A 23813-nucleotide genomic window follows, 5' to 3' on the forward strand; every position below is an offset into this window, starting at 1 on the left:
GGTATAAAGGTTCAGCCTCATTGAGCCTGCCTTGACTTTGATAGAGATGAGCTAAATTATTTAAGCTGGTCGCCACATCTGGGTGATCGCCTTCAAACAATCGTTGTTGCACTGTTAAAGCTTGTAGGTATAAAGGTTCAGCCTCATTGAGCCTGCCTTGACTTTGATAGAGATGAGCTAAATTATTTAAGCTGGTCGCCACATATGGGTGATCGCCTTCAAACAATNTTATTGCAGGATGGACAATTGGCAAGTCGCTCTGACTCTGAATCAGAGAGAGGTTGGTTCGACCCCAACTCCTGCATCCAATGCCCTGTGGTGTAATTGGCAACATCCTGCTCTTTGAAAGCAGAGATTCCAGGTTCAAACCCTGGCGGGGCAGTTGGGAGGTAAACAGTCGTCTTCTGTATTCCTCCCATTTCTCACTCCTGTAGCCCAATGGTCAGAGGCGATCGCCTTAGAAGCGATGCGTTGCAGGTTCAGGTTCAACTCCTGTCAGGAGTACCAAGCACCGAAGGCGGAAGTGATCGACGCGCGCACCCGATAAGTGCGTTATTAGCAGGTTTGAGTCCTGCTCGGTGTACCAAATTTCTAAAAGTAACAAATAAAAAGCACTTTAGTATGCTAAATCAACGATAAGCTGAAAAATCCTACAACTTAGACAATTCGGGTCGTTAGCTTAACGGTTAGAGTAGCTGCCTTTTAAGCAGACGGGTCAGAGTTCAAATCTCTGGCGACCCATGTTCAATCACTGTGGGAGTGTCGCCTAATGGAAAGGGTATCGATCTTCTAAATCGATTTGTGTAGGTTCGACCCCTACCACTCCTGCCAAATAGGGGTCTGTAGCTTAACTGGGAAAGCATCTGTCTTGCAAACAGAAAGATGTCGGTTCAACTCCGACCAGAATCCACTTTTTAATCAAGTAAGAGGTAATAAAAATGGTACATATTCGATTTGAAGGGCGATCGCTCGACCTATCAGAAACCCAACTGGAAATTACTCAAGGGATGAGTGATACAGCAGTGAAAGAACGAGTTTCAAGATATTTAGATGTTGATGGAAATCGACTTTCTACTTATGTAGTTGATCACCGTCCCAGTGGTGATTTAATCATCCGTCCTGAAGCTGTTTACGGTTAAAGTATATGGACATAACCGCAAGTTTAACAGTCGCCAGAACGGTGTTTTATAAAGGCTAATGCACCGAAACAAACGGTGATGAAGTCTTTTTCTCTCTATTCTTTATTCCCTGTTCCCTGCAATATGAGCGAACATCGTTTGAGCGAAGTTGTCATTGAACGTCCTCGTGGTGGAATGCGAATTAGCCTCAAAAAATTGAAAGGTTTTAAGAAGCAATTATATAAACTCACCGAGGAAGCTAGTCAGGATGGATTACTCAGTCCTTACCTGATTAAACCTAGAAATAAATCGAAGCATCTCTCTGATCAGCTAGGGCCACTGCGGCGGTTTTTGCGATCGCACGTTGGGCAACCCTGGAATGAAGTTTACAGTAAATTGTGCCAGCAATTAGATACTAAAACCATGGCAGGGCAGCACGTTCTGACTCATCTATGGGAATTCGTTGAGCGGCACGTTGAACTGATTGATGGCATACCTTACAGCAAAAGAACCCATCGGCGTTTTTCCATTCCTCATCGCTTAGACAGCCATTACACAGACAAATTTTATGTGCATCCAGAAACTGGAATTCTGTGTGCGTCTGCAAACCAACCTCGCAAGAGATGGAATTCCTGGCGACCGGATGTGGTGAAACTGGATGAATATCATGAATATCACCAACTTCACGGAATTTGGTATCTAATTACCTTTGAGGAAGTCCCACCTCCACCCACACAAACCGTTATCGATGTGCTAGACGGTGAAATCTTTTGTGGTAATGGGAGATGGATGAATGGTCGCAGAATGTATGCCACTCGGAAACAGCAATGTAGCAAAAAGGAACTTCGATTTATTCGTAATCAACTTTCTCAATCATAACGTTCACTTCGTGCCCTAACCTCAAAAGCTTACATACTCGCCAAATGGAAAAGGCACTTGATTTGAGTTCAAGTTACTACAGGTTCAACCTGGCATTACCCAAGCCGATCTGTTTGTCTACGCTTTTGACGATATCCCTTATCCGGTGAACGCGCAGGGTAAGGAATTGACCGACTGGGAACGAGCATTCCAGCACATCAAAGCAGGGGGTAGCACCAGTATTGGCTGTGCGCTGGAGGCGATGCGGAAGAAACGCCTAATCGTGGATCAAATCATTATTGTGACAGACGAAGGTGAGAACGCAACTCCTTAATTCGGAGAGGTTTATAAGACTTACTGCCGAGAGTTTGCCATCATGCCAAACGTCGTAATTGTCCGAGTCGGGGGTTACTGCAACTGGCTTGAGAACCAACTGAAGGCGCAGCAAGCACCTGTAGAAACGTTCACCTTTGCGGGAGATTACTACAGCTTGCCCAATCTGGTGCCGCTTCTGACGCGCCCTTCTCGTCTGGATTTGCTGCTGGAGATTTTGGACACGCCATTACCTGTGCGGAAGGATAAGTGAGAGAGAAAGGTGCGTGATGGTAATACTGAGCGCACCTTGTTTTTCTTCGCAGTAGTGGGTTTATAATGGAACTCAAAACATTTTAAAGGTATGGGTGCTGAGATCCCTTACAACGTCAAACTTGGCTGGCTTATCCAGTTAATGAAGCGGATATGCAACAACGGTTTAAAACGGTCAAACCTGTACCTGTACATTTGGTGAAAGAAGAGATTGCCTTTGAACAAATTATCGCTCGTTGGAATGGTAATTTCTGTTGGTTTGAGGAGGTTGATCGTCGGGCTGACCCGGAGATTGCTGAAACCTTGCAATCTGCTCTCAAACAATTGATTCCAACGAAGGAATTACAGTTTAAGGGTATTACTCCAGAAATGCGATCGCTCTATGAGTTAGTTGGTCAAAAAAACGAGAAACTTAACTCACTGAAACGAGGCAAAAAACGACTGCGACAAGCTCTCAAATTAGGGGGCGGTGAGCTACACCAGTTTCAAGATCGGGGTGATTACTGGAGGGTGGATTGGACAACGGCTGATGGTAGTTATCATACCAGTGCGATTGCTAAAAGGGATTTCCGATTGGGTTGATACGGATGACAACTCTTTCAACTTTTAGAAAATAGAAGTCGTAAAGTCCTCTGAAGTTAGCAAAGTCCCATCAACGTTATTGAGGGTTGCCAGAAGTATTCCATTCACCTGAATTTGAGTCGTACCCATTACCGAGGTTAGACTCAGTTGCTCAAAGCTCAAACCCCCATCGAGAACAATCAGATCTTGACCCTGGGTAAAGTCAGTAATCATATCAGGGCCATATCCAGAGACGAGGACAAAGCGATCGCTTCCTTCCCCACCCGTGAGGGTATCTGCACCTTCGGCTCCTACGAGTAGGTCATTATCGTTTCCGCCGATGAGTTGGTCATTTCCTTCTCCACCATCGAGGGTATCTTCTCCATTGTCTCCAAAGAGAATATCATCACCAGAGTTACCATCGAGTAAATCATTTCCTTTACCACCCCAGATGAAATCTTGATCGGAGTTGCCGGAAATTGTATCGTTATCTGGGTTGCCATAGAGGATGTCGTTACCCTCATTACCCTCGATTAAATCGGCTCCCAAACCCCCAAACCCACTATCGTCTTCACTACCTCCCCGCACTTGGTCGTCATTGCGTCCACCGAAAACTTCATCCTTGCCATCCGCACCATTAATAAGATCGTTATCCTGGTTGCCGTTAATCCAGTCATTGTCACTATCGCCTGAAATTGTATCATTCCCCAAGCTCCCAAAAGTTCGGTCATTTCCTGAACCACTTGCAATTTGATTGTCATCCTGACCGCCAATAATTGTATCGTCTCGATCAGTTACGACAGAGGAGTTTAAGAGATTTTGATTGGGTTGTAAGTTCGGAAAAGTGATCGGTTTAATTAAGTCAGTGGGGTCATAGATATTAAATACCTTGTCACCCGTGTTGTCTGAAGAAGTTTCAGAGGGTGCAACAGTTGGTGCTGGTGTTGGTTCTGGGGTAGGTTCAACAGTTGGCTCCGGTGTTGGTGTTGGTTCTGGTGTTGGTGCAACAGTTGGCTCCGGTGTTGGTGTTGGTTCTGGTGTTGGTGNGGGTAGGTTCAACAGTTGGTACAGGGGTAGGTTCAACAGTCGGTACAGGGGTAGGTTCAACAGTTGGTACAGGCGTTGGTACAGGTGTTGATACAGGTGTTGGTACAGGTGTTGGTGTAGGTGTTGGTACAGGTGTTGGTGTAGGTGTTGGTACAACAGTCGGTGCTGGTGTTGGTACAGGGGTGGGTTCAACAGTTGGCTGAGGCGTTGGTTGAGGAATAGCTTTAACACTTAAGTTAAACTGATCACTAATACTCGCTCCACTAGGATCACTAGCTGTAACAGTGATAACAAATGGACTAACAGTATTAATAGTAGGAATACCACTAATTAGGCCCGTTGCTGGATTAAGACTTAAGTTATTCGGAAGTTCTGGTGCTGAGAACGTTAAAACATCACCATCAGGATCACTAAAGTAAGTCGAGAGATTCAGATTAAAGGGTTGGTTTTGTTGAATATCAATCTGATCAGGAATTTCCCCTATCCGTATAGGACTATCGTTAACAGATTGAACATTAATTTTAACTTCTGCATTGGCAACATTGCCTTTACTATCCGTTGTTAAATAAAAGAAGCTATCTTCACCAAAATAATTAAGAGCAGGAGTATAAGTAATGGTTTGACCATCGGTGCTAACTTCTAAGGTTCCACCTTGACTACTTTCAGGAAGAATTGCTGTAATTTGTCCGGCTTCATTCGTTTCTAAACTGCCAACAGTTGTTACTTTCAGTGTGTCATTACTATCCTCATCTTGATCATTTTCTAGCACATTAATAACTATGGGAGTATCTTCTAAAGTCGTTATATTATTGTCAGCATTCGCTTCAGGAGTGTTATTTAATATATCCAGTTGGAAAGTCGGATCTTGAGCCGTTGCAGCTTGAATTTGGGTTGTTAAAGCTTCACCTGTATGATCGGCAATCGCTTGTTCTATAGATAGACTTCCGGTTCCTACTTTTTGCAAATCGGTTGCCGTTTTTCCTTGAACGACCTGCTGAATTTTAGCGATTTGAATTGATTTTTGAACTAAATCGATATTTGGATCTGAAATAACTTGATCAATGCGAATATTTCCAGCAACGATAATATTAGCAACACCTGTGGCTAGATTAGTTGTAATATCAGGTTTAATCGCTTTAATGATTCCTTGTATTTGATTGGCATCGCTGACATTTAATGTGCCATTGGGTTGATTAATTTTTTTGATAATTTCGTCTAAAATTTGATCAGATGCGGTACTCATCCCTCCGGCTGAAGAACTACTCAAAAACGCAGAGAGTTGCACTAAGGTATTATAAATTTTAGCTTGTTGGCTAAATACAATTAACCCCTCTTGATTGCCATTAGCGATTTCTTTAAGGGCATCAAATTCATAAAGATTAACATTAGGAAGTCCTAAAGCCGTTTTAACTTGGGTTTGTGCTGCTTCGGGATTAACGGGTTCAGCTAATAATCGAACTAAAGTCGCCAAGGGATTACTAACCAATTGGGAGTAACCTGTTGCTAATTCAACGGATTTAAAGGCTTCAATTTCAACATTTTTTCCTTCATTTGGATCAAGGCGACCGTTACCATTTTTATCAAATTGATCAACAGGAATATTTAGCTCATAAGTACCATCACTAGCCTTATAGGCAAAGGGTTCGTTAGCGTCTTGAATTCCATTATCATTAGCATCAAAGAAAACCCAAGATTGAAGCATTTGCTTCCGAGCATTGGCTTGATCCAAAAATCCAGAACTATTATTCAGAATACTATCAATAATTTTATTGTTATCAATAATTTCTTGAACAGTTTGAGTTAAAATATCACCATTGAGATTGAGTTTTGGATCTTGGTTCGTTAAAGTTGTAATTGCATTTTCAAGTAAATTCTTGACAACGGTTTTATCACTCAAATTCGGTGTATTTCCCTGCTCAATTAGGGTTGCAACACTTTGGAAGATTTCCTTAGCAATTTCTCCCATTGTCATAGAAGAGGAAGGTTCTTCACTATCTAATTGTTGATTACCATCGAGATCTAAAAAGCGAATTCCACCATTAAGGCGATCGCTAATAACTTCAGGTTCTCCTGTATCAAACTGGTTATTATTATTGCTGTCAAGGTAGAGTAAACCCGCCTGGTCTTTTACTTCGGCGGAATCAACTGTTAAACCGACAAAAGGTGTTTGTGAAAGGGTCTGTGTGGCGGTGATAATTAGGTTTTGAAGTTGTACCTTTAACGCTAAAACTCCTATCTCTACATCAGTGGGAATATCTGCGAATACATCCAAATTTGAGGGGAGACTAAAAGCCTCTTTAACTTCAGTTTTAGCCGTTTCAAAATCAGGCGTTATCAGTTTTGTAGCAATGGATGTTAGGGGGGATGCAATTTTGGCTGTGGGTACGGTGATTAGAGGAATACTTTGGTCAAGGAATGTTGATGTATCAACTCCATTGATAACAATAACTCGACCTTCATCAGCATCAATAATGCCGTTGCCATTCTTATCGAAATTATCTAAAATATTGAGATTGTAGCTACCATCTGGACTGGTAAAGGTACTGGGTTCGCTAAAAGGTTCACTGAAGGGTTCGAGAAGTTCAATGGTTGCTCCTGTATCAAGATCGGGGACTGAATAGGTATCTCGAATTCCATTATTATTGAGATCCTCAAAATCTCGAATTCCGTTATGATTGAGGTCAGCATAATCTTGAATTCCATTAAAATTAGCATCCAGGAAAACAGTTGCTCCCGCAATATAACCATCCTGTACTTTTCCAATACTGCTATTACCGATTTTAAATTTCGCTAAATTAAAGGTGGCAAAATGTTCATCATATACAGTCTCACCAAAGAGATTAACTTCGGCTCCCAGAAAAGCGTTAATTTCTCCTAATAAACTTAAAAAATCATCAAGACGGGGAGCAATTTCCGAAACTGCATGAATGCGACCATCATCGGTTTTATTGGCTTCACCTTGGTCTACTAAATCTAAGTTAAATAATCCTTCAATTCCGCCTTTGAGATAACCAGAAACAGCTAAAAGATCTAAACCGGCTCCGGCTGCAATTGTAGCATTGAGTTTAACTTCGGGAACATCAGCACCCGTACCATCTGCATTTTCACGATCACTAATATAGAATCCATCTAGGATACGGTAGGCTTGATTGGCGGCAAAATCTTTGGCTTTCCACTGACGCAAACCGAAGGTATCCATACCCATTGCAAAATCGGCGGCTGCGCCAAATTTACCTTCTAATAAACCACGAATCGGGCCATAAATGGGGAAGGTTTTTCGGACTCCTACATTAAACGCAACTTCAGGAACATCAAAGGTAAATAAAGGAACATCTTGACCTAATAATAAAGCAGTCGCCTTAATCGGATCTTTCAGCAGGGGAATATCAAATAAAGATTGATTACTTCCATCTCCATAGGTGAAACTTTTAGTAAATTCAGTGATGGATTTTTGACTAGAATTTCCGGGATTTTGGATAATCTTATCCAGTTCGGTTTTAACGTCAGTTGCTTGTTGCTTAATCTCGCTTAAATTAATTTTGCTGAAATTGGCAAATTTTGATAAGGGTAAGCGGTCAGCGAAATCTTGGAGAAATTTAATCGCTTCCTGCTTGGCTGTATCCGTTGTGGTTTTTGAGATATTTTCGAGTTCGTCTTTGAGAAGATTGACATTTTGTTGAATGGCGAGAACATCGTCAAGACTGGGTAAAGAAAGATCGGTTGTTAATCCTTTGAGAAATTCGGCTGCTTTTTGTTTTGTACTATCGGTTGTTGTCTTTAATATCTGGTCAAAATCATCTTTAAGGCTAGTGCTACTTTGGCTAATTTGATTCACTTCACTAGAACTAAGATGACTCAAATCCTCTAATTTAGGTAAGGTAAAATTCCCCAAAGGAATTAAGATTTTTTGGTCTGCGGGTAAGCTATTAACTTGTTGGACAAAGTTATCAATCTTGACATAAGTATCTAAAAATTTGAAAACGCTGGGAGGAAGTTCATTCCCTAAAAGCTTTAAGATGACATCCGCAAGTTCTAAGGTGGAAACTTGACCATCCCCTCCATTCGGAATCGGCCATTTCTTATCAAAGAATCCCGCTAATCCTAATTTTGATAATAATTGAGTATCTTTAATAAGAACATCTACCAAAGGACGGAAGGGTTCTAAAACTTGATCAACTTGCTCTAAAATCGGTTTAGCAAAGTTACTAACAAAGCTCCCTAAATCAATGTTAACATTCTGAAAACTAATTTGTGGCGTTTGGGGGCCAGTGACTTGAAAACCGTCTACTTTTAGAGCATCAAATTGTCCGACTAACTCAAAATTAAAAGAAGGAATTGCTGCATTTCCTAGAAAACTGGTATTCGCTTTTAACCCGACTTTAGCGTTAGCATCAATATTAATATTAAACAAATCTTCCAGACTGGCTTGATTGGTTTTCCGAAGTTGGTTAAACCCTTTTAATTCTTTTAAAGTGAGTCGGTTTCCATCCCCAGAATCCTCAACTAAATCGCCTTCTGCATTCAGATCAATATCTTCTAATCCCAAGTCAGCTTTAAATTCTGCTTGGGTTTTTTGAGTTCCACCGTTAACTTTATCTTCGGCTCCATTAGCGACATTTAATGCTAGGAAACCCAAGTTAGCTTGAGCGTTAAAATTATCATCTAAACCGACTAACGCATCGGCGGTAAGTTTGGTTTTATCCGTGTCAACATAGAAGCCATAATCTTGATTATAACCAAACTTTAAGTTGAGATCATATTGAAAATTTGTTTTGGCTTGACCATCGACTTCTAAACCCAAGGCGGGTAAACCAAAATCTTGAGATAAATTAGCGGTTGTATTATAACTATTTCCCAGATCAATATCAAAGGAAATTTCTTGGGGAAGAGCATCGGAAATTACCTGAACATCGGGAAAAACCGCTTTTAATTTATCCGTTAATAAGGTTTGTAACTTGTCTTGAGTGAGATTAGCTGTTTTTTTGATTTCATTAATAATATTATTTTTTAAGGTGTCAATAAAGGCGGGTTCAGTACCACTGAGAGAACCAATAATCGGAATACTGGTATCTTTCAACATTTGCTTCAAACTTTCGGCGATCTGATCCAAAAGTAAGGCTAATCCATCTGCAATTTCACTAGAATTATAGGTGGGTTCACTGATAGCAACATTGACAGTAGGAAGGGGTTTACCATTAATTTCTTCCCCATTATTATAAGCAGAAGTTCCATCGGTACTACTAGAACTTTGGGTGATGAGTTGTTCTAGGGTTCCGGCTTTATGATCATCTACACCAACAACAGTAATGGTTTGAGCTTGGTTCCAATTCGTCGCATCAAAATTAAGTTCAGTAATAGGATTTTTCCCAGCATCAAGCAGTTGTAAATGATTACTATCGTACTTGGGTTTAATGGTAACTGTTTCACCAATAGCCGGAGAACTGGTAAGAGAAACTTGATAAGTATCTGTTTTATTAAAATTGGGTGGAGTTGGATTTTGTTCAACAACTTGAGTCCCGTTTCCGGTTTCGAGAACACGCACACCTGGTACATCATCATCGGTGATCAGGACGCTGACGGGATCAACAGTTCCGATTTCATATCCTGACCCCGTTTCTAATTTAATACTGACCGTTTCTCCTCCTAGTTCAGTAATTAAATCTTGAATTGGGGTAACGTTTAAATTCACTCCTGTTTCTCCCGGTGGAATGTAAACTGAACCGGATTTATTAATCGTATTTAACCCAACAATTGTATAATCTCCCCCCGGATTTGCGACTCCAGAAACGGTATAATTAACGGTTAATCCTTCATTGGGTGCAGGATGATCTAATAGCACCTGAAATACACCAGGAATCAAGCTTTGTTCGCTACCATTTCCCACGGGTTTAATTTTAACCGTCGGATTATCGTTATCCGTTATTGCGACATTGACATTCCCTTTTAACCCAACATAAAGCGGATCATTACTATTAGCAATATAGCTAATATTACTAATCTGTTTACCTTCTACAACGTCATCATCAACGGCTTTAACCGTCACGATTTGAGGTGTACTGGCATTTTCCGGGGTAAAATTTAAAGCAATGGGTTTTCCCAGTCCATTACCGAGATCAATTTGTGAATCTGGGGTAACATTAACAACCACATTATCAATGGGAAAACCCGTAAGAACGACTTGGAAACTATCTGTTATTCCCGCTTCGCTGACTTCTGTACTCCCATCGGACTGAGAAATTAAAACATTTTCAGTTTCATCATCAATATTAGTCGCCGTAATATCCTCTAATTTCAGTGCACTATAGTTTGGATCATCGCTGCTAATATTCGTTTTGATATTATAGGTAATATCGCCATCTCGTTGAGTATCATCCACCCCTTTCGCTTTAACCGTTTGGGTTTGATTCCAGTTACTACTATTAAAGGTAATAGATGGAGTTTGAAGTTCAGCTTCTGTGGTATCAGAACTGGTAAAATTAAAGGTAACAGGTTGTTCCGGTTGGCTATTCAGTCTAACGGTAAAACTCGCTTCTCCTCCCTGTTCGTGAGTTGAACCATTGATAGCAGAAGCGGTAATTCCTACCGTATCATTATCAGTAATACTGTGTTCTATCGGTGTGGTATCAATGGTATAAATAGCCCCATCTGGCTTGTCATTTTTGAGGGTGATTTTAACCGTTTCATTGTTTTCATCAATCAGATCATCTAGGGTTTCTAAAGGGAGAGCCGCACTGGTTTTTCCAGGGGGAATGGTAATAGAAGAAGATAATAAGGGAGAATAATCAGAGCCATTTTTGGCTGTTCCACTAATTTCATAGAAAACCTCTAATCCTAACGGTTGTCCGTCACTTTTGAGGGGAGGATTTTCTAATAATTTTCCAGTATCGGGATCAGCTAAAAAGATACTAAAACTTCCTGATGTTGGCCCCGTTTCTGAAGGGTTGCCGATTTTCCCTAATTTAACAATAGGCTGTTTTTCATTATCTGTAATCGATAATGTGGCTTCTCCTTGACTATCTTGAACAGCATAACCTTCTAAATCGGTAGGTTCAATTAAACTAATTTTTAAATTTTCTTCTGCTTCTATTAAGCTATCGTCAACAGGTTTAATATTAATCTCAGCACTGGTTTCTCCGGCAGGAATAATAATAAAATCCGTAGGAAGTTCTGTACCGTTTAAAGTAGCCGTATAATCATCTTTAGAGGTAGCTGTTCCCGTGATTGTGTAGCCAATAGCAAGCCCACCATCGGGAGCAGGTTTACTCAAGTTAAGATTAAAGGTTCCAGCCGTTTCATTTTCTTCTGTAGGGGTAGTTCCGGCAGTAATACTAACTTCGGGTTCGTTATCTTCAATGGTTAATTCTGCACTATTAGAAACCCCAATATTATAAAAATTTTGATTCCCGGTTGCTAGGGTCAAAATAATCGTTTCATTGGGGTCAAAGTGGGTATCATCTTGTATTGTAACGGGAATTTGAGCAACAGTTTGACCCGCCGGAATTGTGATGCTTTCGGGAATTGTATAATCTGTGTCCTGGGTTGCCGTTCCCGTAATATTATAATTAACAGTAATATCGTTAGAAAAAGCTTGATCAAGTATCAATTGGAAAGAGCCATTTGTAAGAGGCTCTGAAGGGTTTGTTAAGCTAAAAATATTGAGTGTGGGAAGGGTAAGAGTCCCTGTACTTCCGTATACATCAGCATTATCTGTTGAGGCAGAATTTCCACCGTAATTTGTGCCAACCGTATTAACGGTAGNCGCCTGCGCCAACATTTCCATCGCTTCCGCCCCGTCCCGCCCCGTCGAAAGAATTTCCGCCTTTAGCTTGGTTATTAGTAAAGGTGACATTCTCAACGGTGACGTTCCCGCCTTGGACATACAACGCACCTCCCGCCCCCAAACCACCGCCACCGCCAGTAATTCCATCCCCTCCCTTGGCTAAACCATTTTGCAAAATTAGATTAGAGAGAACAATTTTTCCATTAACAATGGTGAAGATTTGAGCACTGTTCCCCCCATCAATTGTGTTACCGTTCCCAATAATTGAGAGAGGTTCGTTATCCTGAAGATCGAGATTAAACGAATTAAAAAATCCGTTAATATTACCCGTTATAGTAATTTGATCCGGTTCAAAGTTATTCCGGGCTTGATTTAAAGCATTGGTTAATTCAACAGCGTTACTGACAGAAAAGTTTGCTAATACACTTTGATAAGCGTTCATCGCTTCAATTTGAAAAGCTAGGGGCGCGTTAATTAACCCCGTCGCATATTCTAATAACCAATCTCCCCCCAGGTTTATATTACCAGTCAGGTCATCGGAGGCAGCAATATCTGCTTGGGTAACTTGACTTAATTGTTGTACAAAAGCTTTGCCTGTTTCCGAAGCAGCGACATTACATCCTAATAATAAAATATCTCCATTGGGGGTTAGACTTTCTCCCCATTTGCTTAAAGATTGAGTATAAATATTTAGCGCTTCAGAGGTTAAGGTTGTTGTTCCTAATTGCAACAGTCCGTCTGCGCCATGAGAAACGATTTGGATGCTGTCAATATTGCTGTGTTGCGATAAGGCGTTTGTAATTTGCTCAATTCCATCCTGGGTCGCATCCAGAATCATCACTTCAGCATTCGAGGGTAACGTTTCAACTAAGCTTTGATAGTTTTCAACGCTAGAATCAACGACAATCAGAGTTTTTCCAGACTGAGCATTCATACTTTCCTTTTCCTCAACTTATTCTATTTTGATATATTCAAAAATAGGTAAAAATTTATTGTTTGGTATTAAGGTTAAAAGCAGAGGTCAGGGAAATCAAGTGTTAATTGTAAATTTTTGTTAAGATTTTATTTTGTCAAACTTATCAAATAGAAACGGTTGTATTTGATGAGATTGTTAACAAGCTAAAATCAAACGCTTTCGTTTGTTTAACTTTAAAAGATAGATTTAATTAATGTTAAATCTAAATAACTTTTTTCAGAAATATCTCCCGCTAATACTGTAAACGGTTGCTCAAGTTCACCTAAATGATTAACGACTAATATGGCATCAGTAAAATCTTGATTTTTTGTATAATCATTGACAGTAATTATTGTTTTTAATCCGGCTTGTTTTGATGCTAAAAATCCATGATGAGAATCTTCAAATACTAAACAATTTGCTGAATTTAATCCTAATTTTTCTAAGACATAAAAATAAATATCTGGGGCGGGTTTTTTAGCGGGAACAATATCTCCAGCCGCAATAATTTCAAACCAGTCTGGATGAATAGCTGTATTTTCTAATAACGCTAAAACATTGGGTAAGGCACTGGTTGTTGCGATCGCTAACCTGATTTCCTTTTCTTTTGCTTCTTGAATTAACCGTTGTACCCCAGGACGTAAAGGAATTAAACCTTGATCTAATAATTTTCGATAATATTGATTTTTTAACTGATGCAAATTTACAATTAAATCATCTAAGTTTTCCGTTGATAAAAACTCCGGTTCATATTGTTCAATATAATAACGAATACGCTCTTTCCCTCCCCCAATTGCCAATAATTTACCATATAAATCAATTGACCAATTCCAAGGAAGACCGACCTCATGAAAAGCTTGATTAAAGGCGATGCGATGACCATCACGTTCTGTATCCGCTAAGGTTCCATCCACATCAAAAATTAACGCTTGTAATTTTCCCATTTTCTTGTTTCCTATTAATTAAATTTTTGTTTAGCTTGCTCATAAACTTCAACAGTAATTTGAGTAACCCCTAATTCCTGAGCGAATTTTTCAATCTTTTTTCGAGCCGCCGGACGTACAAAAAAGGGGATTTCTTTCAAACGAGTTTCGGCTTCTGTTGTCCATTCCATAATGATCAATTAAGAGAGAGGATAATTACACTTATCTATAATACTGCTACTTGAGACATAATAGACAAATAAAGGGTTCAACAGAAGAATATGACTCTACACCAACCCAATGATATAATTGCTCAACGCTATCGCATCGTTACCGCTTTGGGCGAAGGCGGAATGGGAATTACCTATGAAGCTGAAGATCTCACCAATTACCAACGAGTTGCGGTGAAATCAGTTTCCTTACGACAAAGCAAAGACTGGAAAATCTTAGAATTGTTTGAACGAGAAGCTAAAGTTCTCGCTTATTTGAATCATCCCGGAATTCCTAAATATCTGGATTATTTTCACCTTGATACCGATGAAGACCGAGAATTTTATTTAATTCGAGAATTAGTTTCTGGAGAGTCTTTAAATGCTTGGCTTGAAAAAGGTTGGCATTCAACTGAAGCTGAAATCAAGCAAATTGCGGTTGAAATTTTAGAAATTCTTATCTATTTACATCAACTTAACCCGCCTATTATCCATCGGGATATTAAACCGCAAAATATTATCCGACAAGCGGATAGAACCGTCTTTCTAGTCGATTTTGGTTCCGTTCAAGATGTTTACCGCAACACCATGTCTGTTAGTGGAACCTTTGTTGGAACTATTGGATATATGCCGCCGGAACAGTTGCGGGGAAAAGCCTATCCTGCATCAGATTTATATAGTTTAGGCGGAACTTTATTGTATTTATTAACCCATCGTTCCCCGGATGAACTTCCTCAAAAGCGAATGGAAATTAATTTTCGTTCTACTGTCAACATCTCACCGGAATTTGCTGACTGGTTAGAGAGAATGTTGGAACCCATATTAGAAGATCGATTTCAGTCTGCAAACTCAGCTTTAAATGCGCTCAAAAATAATTCTACCATAGCGTCTTCTAATGCTTCTGGGATTCAGGTTCATCATAAAAAGCCGAAAGGAAGTCGAGTTAAAATCCAAAAAACATCCCGAAGCTTAGTAGTTGATATTCCCCCCAGGGGGTTTCAGAGTGATGATCTATTTTTATGGTTTTTTACTATTTTTTGGAATGTAACACTCCTCTTTCCAGCGTTATCTAATAACATTGTAATTCTATTCTCACCTTTTATTATTTTTGTAATAATAGGTGCTGTTTTAATTTACTATCTTCTCTGGATTTCATTCAGCAAAACTCTGATAAAAATTGATCAAAAAAATTTTATAGTCCACAAAAAGTTATTTTTTAAAAATTGGATATCACAAGGAAAGATAACAGATTTAGATCAAATTTTGATTCATGATACAGGAACTAGAATCAACTCAAAACCTGTAATAAATTGTGTATTATATGAAGGGATTATCAAACATCAATTTGGTTCTTTATTAGAAGAACAGGAACAAGAATGGCTGGTGGCTGAGATCTCTGATTTTCTGCAAAAAATCAAGGGGAGAAAAAATTGATTTAACCCTAAATTATCACCTATAATATACGGCTAACGGCTCGATTTCGTCCTTGGGTTTTGGCTTGATAAAGTGCCTCATCTGCGGCATTAATTAAATCCAAAGGAACCCGATCTAAAGTCGGAATTAGGGTACAAATTCCAATACTCATCGTTACCCGTTGACTTACAGCAGAAGCCCGATGAGGCTGGTTAAACTGTTGAATTGCCTCTTGAATTTTCTCAGCGACTTGTAACGCACCTTCTTGATCCGTATGGGGTAAAATGACTACAAATTCTTCTCCTCCATATCGGGCAACTAAATCAATAGAACGCTGAACGGCTTGCTGAAGTGCTTGAGCTACTTGTTGTAAACAAATATCCCCTTGAGAATGTCCGTAGGTATCATTATATTGTTTAAAATAATCAATATCACAAAGCAGTAAAGAAAGGGGACGTTGTTCTCGGATTAAACGATGCCATTCTTGATTTAAGATCTCATCAAAACAGCGACGATTAGCAATTTTGGTGAGTTGATCCACCATCGCTAAGTTTTGTAATTGTTGGTTAGCGAATTGCAATTGTTGATGAAGTTCCGATTGATAAATGGCGATCGCAAATTGAACAGCTAATTGCTTCAAAAGTTCAATCTCTAAGGAATACCATTCCCTCGGCCCACTGCAATGATGGGCAACTAATAACCCCCATAAACCCTGATTTTGTACAATCGGAACTACTAATTTTGCTCGAACTTGTAACTGTTCTAATAGCTCCAAATGACAGGAATGCAGGTTTGCGGTATAGATATCGGCAGTCGCTTTGATTGTGTGTTGTTCATAGGATTTGTTCTGATTCTGCACAAAATAGGTATCTGTAATTTCCAGATTCAAAATCGATTTCCAACCTGGTTCCACAGACTCCTTAACTACTACACCACTCCAATCAGAATTAAACCGATAAATGATCACCCGATCTGCTTGTAAAAACTGCCGTACCTCAGCAACAGTGGTTTGTAGAATTTCATCTAAATCCAAAGACTGACGAATTCGTTGGGTGATCGTATAAATCATCCGTTCCCGTTCAGCCTGTTGTTTTAAGGCTTCTTCGGCTTGTTTGCGAATAGTAATATCTGAAAAGGAGGTAACAACCGCATAGGCTTGAGGCTGATGGGAATGAAATAAAGGTTGGGAATTAATCGAAATCCAAGTCAAATCTCCATCGGGTTTATGAACTCCCATAATCACATCAAATTGGGGTTCTCCGGTGCGTAACGTCACCATCGAGGGATGGTTTTCTCCAGGAAAGGGAGAACCATCATGTTGAATCGCCCACCAGCGTGAATCAATGGAAGTGCGGCCCATCATCTGATCAGAACTTAACCCTAAAATCCGTTCTGCACTTTGATTACAGGCGACGATCTGACCATCGGTTTGCTGGAGAACAATCCCTTCACCCATGGCGGCAATCACAGACCGATAGCGTTCTTCGCTTTCCCGCAGGTCAATTTCTGAGCGTTTCTGAGCCGTAATATCCATCGCTACGCCGATCATACGGATGGCTTGACCGGATTCGTTATAGTAAACTTGTCCTTTATTACAGATCCAATGAACGGCTCCTTCGGCCAAAATAATCCGAAACTCGACATGATAATCATCTGTTTCTGACAACGCACAACGCACCGACTGATCCACCAACCGTCGATCCTCTGGATGCACAATCTCTAAAAAGGCTTCATAGCTGCGATCATAAGGGCCAGATAAACCAAACATGAGCCGGAGTTGCTCGGAGTAGAGAATCTCATTCGTGAGGATATTCCAGTCCCAGGTTCCCATCCGCGCCGCTTCTAACGCTAAGGATAAACGAGTTTCCCGTTCTCGCAGGGTTTCCTCCATGGCTTTGCGTTCTGTAATATCGGTATGGGTTCCAATCATGCGTAGGGGAAGGGACTTTAGGGAGCTACGGCTGAGAATTTGACCGCGATCGAGTATCCATTTATAGCTTCCGTCTTTACACAAAACCCGATGTTCACTGATATATTGTTCAGTTTCTCCTTGAAAATGTTGGTTAATTTTGCGATAAACCGCTTCGATATCATCAGGATGAACCCGGTTTTCCCATTCTTCTAGGGTGTTGCCAATTTCATCTTCTGCAAATCCCAACATTTCTTTCCACCGCCGGGAGAAAAAGACTTGATGGGTTTGGGGTTCCCAGTCCCATACCCCATCTCCATTGCCTTCTAAGGCATATTGCCAACGGTCTTCACTGACTTTTAAAGCCTTTTGAGCCGCAATGCGATCGCTAATATCCTCAAAAATATATAACCGTCCAAAATAGTGATCGCTCTGATCTCGAATTTGGCTAGAAAAACGGCGAATCGTGCGTCCATCCGAAAAGGCAATTTCATCTTCTATTACTGTTCGATTATCCTCTGATTGTAAGGGTTTACAAGACTCAGCAAAAGCATGAACATCAGCTATTAAACGAATACAAGGGGGAATAATATCATTATTTTTTAACACCCCTTCTAATATTTGACGTTCTAAGTGTTCAATTCCCCAAATTTCACAAAAACGATGGTTAAAATAAAGAATATTATCCGTGCGATTATCAACAACAAAAAAAGCCAAGTTAGAGGTATCTGTCATTGAGCGTAATAACGCTTCTTTCCAGCGTAATTCTTGTTCAACACGCTGACGTTCAATTAAAGAAGCTTGTTTTTCAGTAATATCTTTTTCATTCACCAGCAGCATAGGATGACCCGTTACCGGATCACGGGTACAACGCACATCTAACCCATGCCAACGAATCCCATTTAAAGTATAAACTTGAGTTTCAATGCTAAAAACTGCACCAGATTGGGCGGTTAATCTTGCGGTTTCTCCAATATTGGGATCAACAAAGTGGCGGACAAACATATTATCGTCAGCCCTATTTGGATGTAGGGTATCCCCATAACAATGCAAGGCGGCGGGATTTTGCATTAAGGGCACCCCATTCAGGGTGTAGAGGGAAATCATTACACTTGTATGATGCAGGACTTCTATTGATCGCAACGTTTCAGGGGTATTTTCATTGGCGACCTCCGTTATCCCTTCCACTAACATCGCCATTCGACCTGTTTCAATTTCAATTCCTGAACAAGTACAACGAACAGAAATCGGTTTTCCTTCAGGATAAAATGTCCAGGTTTCGGTAACAGTTTCTTGGTGTTGAAATTGTTGTAAATAAGCGTTTAAACGAATGCGAGTTGCTTCAGAAACATCCTTAAAATTTCGCTGAAGTAATTCCTCTCGATTGGTTGCATTCCAGATATGAAGGGCGGCTTTGTTTGCCCACCACATTTGTAAATTCTCAATATCAAAAATCCAGATTGGGGTTTGAAGTCGATCCCATCCCCTTAAATCCGATATTGATACCGGAGGGGTAGAAGATTTAAGTAGAGATTCATCAACCGAATGGCAACAGCCACATTCTTCTGTAGAGACGCGCCTGGGCTCAGCCATGCCGTAGGCTTTTGGCGCGTCTCTACGGGAGGGGGATTGTAGAGTCTGTTGTTGCCATTGATGGAATTCGCGGATAGGTTGATTCGGTTCTCGGCATTGGACAGCGATGGCTACATGAATCGCCACTTGTTGCAGAAATTGAATTTCTAAGGGTTTCCAGTGACGGGGACTGTCACATTGATGAACAATCAATAACCCCCAGAGATTGGGTAAAGTTGAGGACGCTGGTACAGACGCGCCATGGCGCGTCTCTACAGGGGATGGGGGGAGTAAAATCGGGACAACGAGATTAGCAGCGATTTTTAATCGTTGTAAAAGCTGTTTGTAACAGGGTGCAAGGGGTTTAGCTGCGGTATCTTCAATGAAGCTAATCTGTCCTTGGCGATAGAGGTCTACCCATTTGGCTTGAAAACAGGGATCGTAGATCAGTTGTCCGATAATCGGTAAGGTTTCAGAGCTAATGGATTCTTCTGCTATGACGGCATCGCCTTCGGGTAAAAAACGATAAATCAAAGCCCGATCACATCCCAGTATTTCCCTAATTCCTTTGACCGTCACATCTAAAATATCACCTAATTCCAGAGGTCGGTGAATTTGTTGCGTAATTGCCATGATTTGATTCAGGGTTTGCTCTAAAGCAATTGCAGACATTGGTAGATGACCAAAGAGCATGGGAATAGCAGAAGATTAATATCTGTATTATTGACTACCTAACTTGCTTTTGGATCGGTTTCATTGAAAATGCGATCAAAAGGAATCATAACTTTATCAAAAATTTACAATTGTTTATTGAAAATTTAAAATTTCTTAAGGGTTTAACCCTACAGAAATCAAGCTTGACTACCACTTTGGCTCCGAATAATAGCGGCTCCAATCAAGTGCGCTAATCGTAATGCTTCTGGGACATTTCCGCAATCTGTTATCCGAGATAAAGCGAACCCAATAATATCAGGATTTTCCCCACAAACTTGAAAGAAAAAAGGGGGATAAGTGTAGATTGTTCCAGCTTTTTTTAAATAGTGAAGTCGTTTTTCAGGTTCGGATAAATGATAAATTGCCTGTTCAATTTTATTAAAATTAGGATAATGTCGCATGACAGTAACACAGGGTTTTTGTAAACGATCAGCTAATTCAGGTAAATCAATTAAATTGAATCCGCCAAATCCAATCCCATCAATTAAAACTAAATGTAATTGAGGTAAAAATTTTTTATTAATTAATAGCTGACAAATTTGATCCGTTGCATCCCAACCATCTTGTTTGACTTGTCCCCAAACCATACCTTCAAAGCGAGTTCCTCCACAAACAACTCCGGCAATATAAACAGTTTGATCAATTCCCCGTTGAAAAGGGGCATCATCAAACCCAATCACCCGAATCACACGGTTGAGTTTCAACAGAGATTCTAATTGCATATCTGAATTAAAATACAGTTCAACTAGAAACTGTAAACTGTATTTTAATTCGGAGCAACGGCAGCTTTTTGTTGTGCCACTTTTTGATTATTTGCGTATTGAACGGCTCTATCTTCAGCAACGGTAAACTTCGGATGAGATTTGGGAACTTTCTTCATCAATTCACTGGCTTGTTGCCAGGCCGTTGCCACTTTTGTCCAATCCGCTTTGGTTTGAGCGGTTTGTGCTAAATTTGCTGCATTAGTCGCTGTTTTAACTGCTTCTGCAAACGGATCAGCCGGTGTTGCTGGAGGTGTACCCGGTTTTGGGGAAGCCGATGGGGTGGGTGCAGAGGATGTGTTAGAGGGTGCAGACTCTGAAGACGGGGAAGAAGCGGACGGGAGGAAGGGAAGGCGGAAAATTCCAGTCAAATGTAATCCGGCCAAGATCACCAAAAGTCCTAACCCACCTAACAAACCTAACAGCAAAACCTTACTTTTTGGCTGATTGGGTTCCACCTCTCGCGTCGTTTGATCGTGATCATCATCATCATCGGGATCATCATCCTCTTCAGGATTATAATCTGATACTGGATTACGATTCCCTGGAGGCAGGTAATCTTCTTCATCAACGATATCGTTATCGCCGATAATTTCGTCATCAATCTCATAATCTTCCTCTACATCTTCGTCATCCACTAGGGGAACAGAAGATTCATCTAAATGGACATCATCCACTGAATGAATAGAGGGAGGGGGTGGAGTTCTTAGAACAATTTCTTCTTCCCAAAAAGGTAAATCATCTCCAAACTGACGTCCATATACTTTAATCGTGTAAATTGTTTCAACGCCGAGGCGATCCATGCCATTGCGGACAAAGTTCACTAACTCTTTTTGATGGTTAGGAACTTGATCGCCTTCGAGCATGACATGGAGATAGCCGTTATCCCGCATGACATCGGCATTGATTCCTTTGGCTTTCAAGGAATGGTTAATTGCGTCTGCGATCGCTTTAGGATCACCGCTTTTCGCAAGTTCCCGTCGGCTTTGATCTTGGGGTGACATAGCTAAACCTCTTTTGGGGTAACGGTTCAAGCATTTCAATGATACTATCACTCATCAATCGCTGTGCAACTATTTTGTTGAAATCCAACAGCAGTGTTGTCCGTTGACCGTTGACGGTGCAATAGTCACGAAAGGAACTTTTAAAATTACTTCAACGGCCACCAGGAGACTTTATCACGGGTCGCACTATAAGTTTCTTTGAGTCCTTCGGGGTCAATGACTCGAATGGTGTCTTCTGAAGCATCATTAGATTTAGCTGCTTCAATTAATTTCACTTTTTGCATTCCTTTGAGGACTTGTTCAACAGTGCGGTGGTTTAATTGACAGGAACGGGCAATCACATCAATGGGTAAATCAAACGTATAAACGCCATCAGAATGAGGTTGATTTCCTAAACTGCGTTCTTGATAAACTAAGCCTCTTAATAAAGCAGCAACAGCTTGAGGCGGATAGGAACTGCAATTGAGTAAATGATACTGAAATTTTTCCCGCAGTTCAAAGAATTTATCATAACGCTCCCGCACGACTTCGCTATTTTCATAAATGGCTTTGAGGGTATCGAGGGGAAGCTTAATCACATCGGTGGTTTTGTAAGCTTCTACTAAGCTGGGAAATGCTCGACTCATCAGACCAAAACTAAACGGGAGATTTCTCATCCCGAAACATCCCCCCGGATAGCTAATGGTAATAATCCGGTCTAGGGGGGTACTGCGGATAATAATTGGCCCGCCACTAATAATAATGTAGAGAACATCTAAAAAAATATGAGGACGAAAAGCCGTATACACAGGACGGTTGGAATAAAGCTTTTCTACCGTGAGGTCTGGAGGAAGATATTGAGCCAACCATTTAATCTCTAAGTCTTTGAAGAGGTAGTTACTCTCAATCAAAAGTTTTGCTAACTCGATTGCTGCTGAAGGTGCTTGTGCTGCCATATTGTCCTTTCTTACTGCGACTTCACCGGATTGATCACCTATATCTGGCCTAGGGGTAGCAATGCTGGGTGTGCAGTTTCTTCCACAGTATTTCGGGGTTGAACATCACACCAAGAGGGCTGATTAGACATCCTCCGATTGCACCACTGGATCAACCTACTATTTATCTTGACATGGCAAACGCATTGACTGATAAATTCAATTTTTTAATTATTGTAATGTAAATGTATTGAAATTCAAACCGACTTACTATAGAATTCGAGTACAGTCAAAAATGAAAGGCTGTGTAAATGAATTCCAGCCTAATCTCAGGAGTATGATAATGCAAATCCGTTCATCGTTGTCCCCAAAACGTTCCTCTGCTAAATTCTTTGGTTGTGTCCTTACTGGATTGGCACTCAACACGATGGTGGTTGCTTGCTCTTCACCCAACACCGCCACTAATTCATCTCCTAACACTGCCAATAATCCAGCAACACCCCAAGCTCAATCGAATAAACCGATTAAACTCACCCTCGTATCCTACGCTGTCACTAAAACTGCCTATGAAAACATCATTCCCAAGTTCGTAGAGCAGTGGAAAGCTCAAACCGGGCAGACTGTAGAGTTTGAACAAAGTTATGGCGGCTCTGGCTCCCAAACCCGTGCCGTGATTGATGGACTTGATGCCGATGTGGTGGCTTTAGCTTTAGCTGGAGATACCGCCAAAATCGAGAAAGCCGGACTCATCCAACCGGGTTGGGAAAAAGAACTGCCCAATGATTCCATCGTGCATAAATCCGTTGCAGCTTTGGTTCTTCGGGATGCCAATCTGGGTGTCAAGGGATGGTCTGATTTGACCCGTGATGATATTCAAGTGATTACCGCCAACCCCAAAACTTCCGGTGGAGCCAAGTGGAACGTTCTGGCTTTGTGGGGTAGTGTTACCCAAGCCGGAGGAACGGAATCAGAAGCTCAAAGCTTTCTTGAAACTGTGTTTAGTCGTGTTCCTGTTCTGCCGAAAGATGCTCGTGAAGCCAGTGATGTGTTCTACAAACAAGGTCAAGGGAATGTCTTAATTAATTATGAAAATGAAGTGATTTTAGCATCTCAAAAAGGAGATAAACAACCTTATATTGTGCCGACGGATTATAACATTTCGATTGATAATCCTGTGGCTGTGGTTGATGCCAATGTAGACAAACATGGAACCCGCGCAGTGGCAGAAGCCTTTACCAAATTCTTATTTACACCTGAAGCACAACGAGAGTTTGCCAAAGTCGGATTTCGACCCGTTGAACCAACCGTTGAAGCGGAATTTGCCAGCCAATTTCCTAAAGTCGAAAAACTGTTTACTGTTCAAGATTTAGGTGGCTGGAAACAGGTAGATACTCAATTTTTTGCGGATGGAGCATTTTTTGATCAAATGCAATCTAAAATCGCTCAATCTAAATAGAAAATGGCACAATTTTGCTCCCCTGTATCACTCT

Annotated in this window: 15 protein-coding genes, 7 tRNA genes and 1 pseudogene; 13 read left to right on the forward strand and 10 right to left on the reverse strand. The window is 40.7% G+C overall.

The window, feature by feature from the left end; translation table 11 throughout:
* A pseudogene (locus PL9214_RS22675) lies at positions 1-226 on the reverse strand (tetratricopeptide repeat protein); the annotation flags it as partial.
* A 6-nt stretch (positions 227-232) separates the two neighbouring features.
* Between PL9214_RS22675 and PL9214_RS31525 the strand changes: the two are divergent.
* The 11 genes from PL9214_RS31525 (at position 233) to PL9214_RS22720 (ending at position 3143) form a co-directional block, all read left to right on the forward strand.
* A tRNA-Gln gene (locus PL9214_RS31525) sits at positions 233-308 on the forward strand.
* A 1-nt stretch (position 309) separates the two neighbouring features.
* A tRNA-Gln gene (locus tag PL9214_RS22680) sits at positions 310-382 on the forward strand.
* Between the two features lie 42 nt (positions 383-424).
* Positions 425-507: transfer RNA gene (locus tag PL9214_RS22685), tRNA-Leu, on the forward strand.
* Position 508: 1 nt separating this feature from the next.
* Positions 509-586: transfer RNA gene (locus PL9214_RS31530), tRNA-Ile, on the forward strand.
* 82 nt (positions 587-668) lie between these two features.
* Positions 669-741 (forward strand) — tRNA-Lys (locus PL9214_RS22690).
* A gap of 14 nt (positions 742-755) precedes the next feature.
* A tRNA-Arg gene (locus PL9214_RS22695) sits at positions 756-831 on the forward strand.
* Between the two features lie 5 nt (positions 832-836).
* Positions 837-910 (forward strand) — tRNA-Ala (locus tag PL9214_RS22700).
* 28 nt (positions 911-938) lie between these two features.
* Positions 939-1139 carry a hypothetical protein gene (locus PL9214_RS22705; protein ID WP_072721224.1) on the forward strand — a complete coding sequence of 67 codons (201 nt, stop codon included), beginning with the start codon at positions 939-941 and terminating at the stop codon, positions 1137-1139.
* 123 nt (positions 1140-1262) lie between these two features.
* Entirely contained in the window at positions 1263-1997 is a 735-nt protein-coding gene (locus PL9214_RS22710) for a hypothetical protein (protein ID WP_072721225.1), read from the forward strand.
* 355 nt (positions 1998-2352) lie between these two features.
* Positions 2353-2562 (forward strand): hypothetical protein, encoded by a 210-nt coding sequence (locus tag PL9214_RS32940; protein ID WP_306341369.1) that lies wholly within the window; start codon positions 2353-2355, stop codon positions 2560-2562.
* Positions 2563-2714: 152 nt separating this feature from the next.
* Positions 2715-3143 carry a hypothetical protein gene (locus PL9214_RS22720; RefSeq protein ID WP_072721227.1) on the forward strand — a complete coding sequence of 143 codons (429 nt, stop codon included), beginning with the start codon at positions 2715-2717 and terminating at the stop codon, positions 3141-3143.
* A gap of 24 nt (positions 3144-3167) precedes the next feature.
* On the opposite strand, the gene PL9214_RS32795 is transcribed toward PL9214_RS22720, so the two are convergent.
* The 5 genes from PL9214_RS32795 to PL9214_RS22745 all read right to left on the reverse strand — a co-directional run bounded on the left by PL9214_RS32795 (position 3168) and on the right by PL9214_RS22745 (position 14018).
* Positions 3168-4181, reverse strand: coding sequence for a calcium-binding protein (locus tag PL9214_RS32795; RefSeq protein WP_072721228.1), 1014 nt, complete (start codon positions 4179-4181; stop codon positions 3168-3170).
* The gene (locus tag PL9214_RS22730) at positions 4084-12018 is read right to left on the reverse strand and encodes a Calx-beta domain-containing protein (RefSeq protein WP_186440441.1); all 7935 of its coding nucleotides are present in this window, start codon (positions 12016-12018) and stop codon (positions 4084-4086) included. The genes PL9214_RS32795 and PL9214_RS22730 overlap by 98 nt, the downstream gene beginning before the upstream one ends.
* Positions 11918-12883, reverse strand: coding sequence for a DUF4347 domain-containing protein (locus PL9214_RS22735; protein WP_072721232.1), 966 nt, complete (start codon positions 12881-12883; stop codon positions 11918-11920). Before PL9214_RS22735 ends, PL9214_RS22730 begins: the two co-directional genes overlap by 101 nt.
* Before the next feature lie 215 nt (positions 12884-13098).
* Positions 13099-13848, reverse strand: a complete 750-nt coding sequence (locus tag PL9214_RS22740; protein ID WP_072721234.1) for an HAD family hydrolase — start codon at positions 13846-13848, stop codon at positions 13099-13101.
* 14 nt (positions 13849-13862) lie between these two features.
* Positions 13863-14018: a PCP reductase family protein gene (locus tag PL9214_RS22745; protein ID WP_042156555.1), complete on the reverse strand. Its 156-nt coding sequence runs from the start codon at positions 14016-14018 to the stop codon at positions 13863-13865.
* A gap of 90 nt (positions 14019-14108) precedes the next feature.
* On the opposite strand from PL9214_RS22745, the gene PL9214_RS22750 reads away from it, so the two are divergent.
* Entirely contained in the window at positions 14109-15470 is a 1362-nt protein-coding gene (locus PL9214_RS22750) for a serine/threonine protein kinase (RefSeq protein ID WP_072721236.1), read from the forward strand.
* Between the two features lie 19 nt (positions 15471-15489).
* Here the strand turns inward: PL9214_RS22750 and PL9214_RS22755 are convergent, their stop codons facing one another.
* The 4 genes from PL9214_RS22755 to PL9214_RS22770 all read right to left on the reverse strand — a co-directional run bounded on the left by PL9214_RS22755 (position 15490) and on the right by PL9214_RS22770 (position 22344).
* Complete coding sequence (locus PL9214_RS22755) at positions 15490-19602, reverse strand: diguanylate cyclase domain-containing protein (protein ID WP_072721238.1); 4113 nt, start codon at positions 19600-19602, stop codon at positions 15490-15492.
* A 179-nt stretch (positions 19603-19781) separates the two neighbouring features.
* The gene (locus tag PL9214_RS22760) at positions 19782-20366 is read right to left on the reverse strand and encodes an endonuclease dU (protein ID WP_072721239.1); all 585 of its coding nucleotides are present in this window, start codon (positions 20364-20366) and stop codon (positions 19782-19784) included.
* A 44-nt stretch (positions 20367-20410) separates the two neighbouring features.
* A complete protein-coding gene (locus PL9214_RS22765) occupies positions 20411-21409 on the reverse strand; it encodes a hypothetical protein (protein WP_072721241.1) in 999 nt (332 codons plus the stop codon).
* 146 nt (positions 21410-21555) lie between these two features.
* Positions 21556-22344 carry a cyclic nucleotide-binding domain-containing protein gene (locus tag PL9214_RS22770; RefSeq protein WP_072721242.1) on the reverse strand — a complete coding sequence of 263 codons (789 nt, stop codon included), beginning with the start codon at positions 22342-22344 and terminating at the stop codon, positions 21556-21558.
* A gap of 322 nt (positions 22345-22666) precedes the next feature.
* Here PL9214_RS22770 and PL9214_RS22775 point away from each other — a divergent pair, with 322 nt between their 5' ends.
* A complete protein-coding gene (locus tag PL9214_RS22775) occupies positions 22667-23779 on the forward strand; it encodes a sulfate ABC transporter substrate-binding protein (RefSeq protein WP_072721244.1) in 1113 nt (370 codons plus the stop codon).
* Positions 23780-23813: the final 34 nt, after the last annotated feature.

The sequence above is a fragment of the Planktothrix tepida PCC 9214 genome, from assembly GCF_900009145.1.
Lineage (GTDB): Bacteria > Cyanobacteriota > Cyanobacteriia > Cyanobacteriales > Microcoleaceae > Planktothrix > Planktothrix tepida.